Origin of the sequence: Streptococcus orisratti DSM 15617 (assembly GCF_000380105.1) — a bacterium.
GTDB classification, from domain to species: domain Bacteria; phylum Bacillota; class Bacilli; order Lactobacillales; family Streptococcaceae; genus Streptococcus; species Streptococcus orisratti.
In genome coordinates, this window is the sequence record NZ_KB904514.1 from 1 (window position 1) to 5,340 (window position 5,340).

1 tRNA gene and 3 rRNA genes are annotated in these 5,340 nt (G+C 49.3%); all 4 read right to left on the reverse strand.

Features of this window, described 5'->3' with window-relative positions:
* Positions 1 to 116, reverse strand: a 5S ribosomal RNA gene (gene rrf, locus A3I7_RS0110755).
* Between the two features lie 214 nt (positions 117 to 330).
* Positions 331 to 3,231 (reverse strand): 23S ribosomal RNA (locus tag A3I7_RS0110760).
* Positions 3,232 to 3,546: 315 nt separating this feature from the next.
* Positions 3,547 to 3,619: transfer RNA gene (locus tag A3I7_RS0110765), tRNA-Ala, on the reverse strand.
* A 59-nt stretch (positions 3,620 to 3,678) separates the two neighbouring features.
* Positions 3,679 to 5,234: ribosomal RNA gene (locus A3I7_RS0110770) — 16S ribosomal RNA — on the reverse strand.
* Together the 16S, 23S and 5S rRNA genes with 1 tRNA gene alongside form the textbook arrangement of a ribosomal RNA operon.
* Positions 5,235 to 5,340: the final 106 nt, after the last annotated feature.

Genomic DNA, 5,340 nt, shown 5'->3' on the forward strand with positions numbered 1-5,340 from the left:
GCTAAGCGACTCCCTTATCTCACAGGGGGCAACCCCCAACTACTTCAGGCGTTCTAGGGCTTAACTGCTGTGTTCGGCATGGGAACAGGTGTATCTCCTAGGCTATCGTCACTTAACTATCGAATGGTTTGACCACTCAAAATTGAATATCTATATTCTAACAAGTTTAAACCTCGCTGTCAATATTAACGGCTTCTTGTAATGTTCTCATTACTTAAATTGTATTCGAACTAAAAAGCTAGTGATTTAGATAAATCCTCTTGAAGTCCTTAGACTTCTGCGACGATTTCCTAAAATCATACGCTTTTCTTCACGTTCTCATTACTTAGTTTGGATAAGTCCTCGAGCTATTAGTATTAGTCCGCTACATGTGTCACCACACTTCCACTTCTAACCTATCTACCTGATCTTCTCTCAGGGCTCTTACTGATATAAAATCATGGGAAATCTCATCTTGAGGGGGGCTTCACACTTAGATGCTTTCAGCGTTTATCCCTTCCCTACATAGCTACCCAGCGATGCCTTTGGCAAGACAACTGGTACACCAGCGGTAAGTCCACTCTGGTCCTCTCGTACTAGGAGCAGATCCTCTCAAATTTCCTACGCCCGCGACGGATAGGGACCGAACTGTCTCACGACGTTCTGAACCCAGCTCGCGTGCCGCTTTAATGGGCGAACAGCCCAACCCTTGGGACCGACTACAGCCCCAGGATGCGACGAGCCGACATCGAGGTGCCAAACCTCCCCGTCGATGTGAACTCTTGGGGGAGATAAGCCTGTTATCCCCAGGGTAGCTTTTATCCGTTGAGCGATGGCCCTTCCATACGGTACCACCGGATCACTAAGCCCGACTTTCGTCCCTGCTCGAGTTGTTGCTCTCGCAGTCAAGCTCCCTTATACCTTTACACTCTACGACTGATTTCCAACCAGTCTGAGGGAACCTTTGGGCGCCTCCGTTACATTTTAGGAGGCGACCGCCCCAGTCAAACTGCCCGTCAGACACTGTCTCCGATAGGGATCACCTATCTAGGTTAGAGTAACCATAACACAAGGGTAGTATCCCAACAACGCCTCAATCGAAACTGGCGTCCCGATGTCCTAGGCTCCTACCTATCCTGTACATGTGGTACAGTTACTCAATATCAAACTGCAGTAAAGCTCCATGGGGTCTTTCCGTCCTGTCGCGGGTAACCTGCATCTTCACAGGTACTAAAATTTCACCGAGTCTCTCGTTGAGACAGTGCCCAAATCATTACGCCTTTCGTGCGGGTCGGAACTTACCCGACAAGGAATTTCGCTACCTTAGGACCGTTATAGTTACGGCCGCCGTTTACTGGGGCTTCAATTCATACCTTCGCTTACGCTAAGCACTCCTCTTAACCTTCCAGCACCGGGCAGGCGTCACCCCCTATACATCATCTTTCGATTTCGCAGAGAGCTGTGTTTTTGATAAACAGTTGCTTGGGCCTATTCACTGCGGCTGACTTAAAGCCAGCGCCCCTTCTCCCGAAGTTACGGGGCCATTTTGCCGAGTTCCTTAACGAGAGTTCTCTCGATCACCTGAGGCTACTCGCCTCGACTACCTGTGTCGGTTTGCGGTACGGGTAGAGTATGATACAACGCTAGAAGCTTTTCTCGGCAGTGTGACATCACTAACTTCGCTACTAAACTTCGCTCCCCATCACAGCTCAATGTATCAGGACTAAGCATTTGACTCAGTCCACACCTCACTGCTTAGACGTGCACTTCCAATCGCACGCTTTAGTTAGCCTACTGCGTCCCTCCATCACTTCATACTCTAGTACAGGAATATCAACCTGTTGGCCATCGGATACACCCTTCGGTCTCTCCTTAGGTCCCGACTAACCCAGGGCGGACGAGCCTTCCCCTGGAAACCTTAGTCTTACGGTGGATGGGATTCTCACCCATCTTTCGCTACTCATACCGGCATTCTCACTTCTATGCGTTCCAGCGCTCCTCACGGTACACCTTCTTCACCCATAGAACGCTCTCCTACCATACCTATAAAGGTATCCACAGCTTCGGTAATATGTTTTAGCCCCGGTACATTTTCGGCGCAGGGTCACTCGACTAGTGAGCTATTACGCACTCTTTGAATGAATAGCTGCTTCTAAGCTAACATCCTAGTTGTCTGTGCAACCCCACATCCTTTTCCACTTAACATATATTTTGGGACCTTAGCTGGTGGTCTGGGCTGTTTCCCTTTCGACTACGGATCTTAGCACTCGCAGTCTGACTGCCGACCATAAATCAATGGCATTCGGAGTTTATCTGAGATTGGTAATCCGGGATGGACCCCTCACCCAAACAGTGCTCTACCTCCATGATTCTTAATGTCGACGCTAGCCCTAAAGCTATTTCGGAGAGAACCAGCTATCTCCAAGTTCGTTTGGAATTTCTCCGCTACCCACAAGTCATCCAAGCACTTTTCAACGTGCCCTGGTTCGGTCCTCCAGTGCGTCTTACCGCACCTTCAACCTGCTCATGGGTAGGTCACATGGTTTCGGGTCTACGTCCACGTACTCATTCGCCCTATTCAGACTCGGTTTCCCTACGGCTCCGTCTCTTCAACTTAACCTCGCACGTAAACGTAACTCGCCGGTTCATTCTACAAAAGGCACGCTCTCACCCATTAACGGGCTCGAACTTCTTGTAGGCACACGGTTTCAGGTTCTATTTCACTCCCCTCCCGGGGTGCTTTTCACCTTTCCCTCACGGTACTGGTTCACTATCGGTCACTAGAGAGTATTTAGGGTTGGGAGATGGTCCTCCCAGATTCCGACGAGATTTCGCGTGTCTCGCCGTACTCAGGATACTGCTAGGTATAAAGACTATTTCAAATACGAGGCTTTTACTCTCTTTGGCCTACCTTCCCAGGTAGTTCTTCTATACTCTTTAAGTCCATATTGCAGTCCTACAACCCCAGAGAGTAAACTCTCTGGTTTGCCCTCCTGCCTCTTCGCTCGCCGCTACTAAGGCAATCGCTTTTGCTTTCTCTTCCTGCAGCTACTTAGATGTTTCAGTTCACTGCGTCTTCCTTCCTCTACCCTTAACAGGTAGGGATACTAGCCATCAGCTAGTGGGTTCCCCCATTCGGACATCTCTGGATCAGCGCTTACTTACAGCTCCCCAAAGCATTTCGTCGTTAGTCACGTCCTTCTTCGGCTTCTAGTGCCAAGGCATCCACCGTGCGCCCTTATTAACTTAACCTTATCTTTGGTCTTACGACCTACTCATTAATAGTCACAGCGTTTTCGGTTTATTTTCTTGTTACTATTTCATATATTTCTATATGGAATTTGATACAGATATTCAATTTTCAATGGGCAAATCTAAGATACTAAGACCGTCCCAACTTGTTGGGCATTTTTGTAGAAAAATAGGAAATCGACGCTGTGTGACTTGCACACAAGGAGATTTATCTTTTTTCCTAAAAAATGAGGTCGTGTTCAATTTCTTGAACAATATCTTATTTAGCTTAGAATACAAGTTTTTGCTAAAACTAACCATCACTTCGTATCCTAATGGAGCCTAGCGGGATCGAACCGCTGACCTCCTGCGTGCAAAGCAGGCGCTCTCCCAGCTGAGCTAAGGCCCCACAAGACCTCTCAAAACTAAACAAGATCCAACCAAACGTGCTTCCGTTATTTTCCTTAGAAAGGAGGTGATCCAGCCGCACCTTCCGATACGGCTACCTTGTTACGACTTCACCCCAATCATCTATCCCACCTTAGGCGGCTGGCTCCAAAAGGTTACCTCACCGACTTCGGGTGTTACAAACTCTCGTGGTGTGACGGGCGGTGTGTACAAGGCCCGGGAACGTATTCACCGCGGCGTGCTGATCCGCGATTACTAGCGATTCCGACTTCATGTAGGCGAGTTGCAGCCTACAATCCGAACTGAGACTGGCTTTAAGAGATTAGCTTGTCGTCACCGACTTGCAACTCGTTGTACCAGCCATTGTAGCACGTGTGTAGCCCAGGTCATAAGGGGCATGATGATTTGACGTCATCCCCACCTTCCTCCGGTTTATTACCGGCAGTCTCGCTAGAGTGCCCAACTCAATGATGGCAACTAACAATAGGGGTTGCGCTCGTTGCGGGACTTAACCCAACATCTCACGACACGAGCTGACGACAACCATGCACCACCTGTCACCGATGTACAAAAGTAAAACTCTATCTCTAGAGCGGGCATCGGGATGTCAAGACCTGGTAAGGTTCTTCGCGTTGCTTCGAATTAAACCACATGCTCCACCGCTTGTGCGGGCCCCCGTCAATTCCTTTGAGTTTCAACCTTGCGGTCGTACTCCCCAGGCGGAGTGCTTAATGCGTTAGCTGCGGCACTAAGCCCCGGAAAGGGCCTAACACCTAGCACTCATCGTTTACGGCGTGGACTACCAGGGTATCTAATCCTGTTTGCTCCCCACGCTTTCGAGCCTCAGCGTCAGTTACAGACCAGAGAGCCGCTTTCGCCACCGGTGTTCCTCCATATATCTACGCATTTCACCGCTACACATGGAATTCCACTCTCCCCTTCTGCACTCAAGTCCTGCAGTTTCCAAAGCGTACAATGGTTAAGCCACTGCCTTTAACTTCAGACTTACAGAACCGCCTGCGCTCGCTTTACGCCCAATAAATCCGGACAACGCTCGGGACCTACGTATTACCGCGGCTGCTGGCACGTAGTTAGCCGTCCCTTTCTGGTTAGTTACCGTCACTGTGTGAACTTTCCACTCTCACACACGTTCTTCTCTAACAACAGAGCTTTACGATCCGAAAACCTTCTTCACTCACGCGGCGTTGCTCGGTCAGGGTTCCCCCCATTGCCGAAGATTCCCTACTGCTGCCTCCCGTAGGAGTCTGGGCCGTGTCTCAGTCCCAGTGTGGCCGATCACCCTCTCAGGTCGGCTATGTATCGTCGCCTAGGTAGGCCTTTACCCTACCTACTAGCTAATACAACGCAGGTCCATCTCATAGTGAAGCTCTTGCCCCTTTCAAGTCTCTAACATGTGTTAATGACTGTTATGCGGTATTAGCTATCGTTTCCAATAGTTATCCCCCGCTATGAGGTAGGTTACCTACGCGTTACTCACCCGTTCGCGACTCATGATTAATGGTGGAGCAAGCTCCGGTATCAATCATGCGTTCCACTTGCATGTATTAGGCACGCCGCCAGCGTTCGTCCTGAGCCAGGATCAAACTCTCATTTAAAAGTTTGAGCTTGCGCTCGCGTCATTGCTGACTTATTGTTTCTTGACAGGTTACTTCCGTAACCCGCACGTTTGGTTCGTCTTCTTGTTCAGTTCTCAAAGGTCTT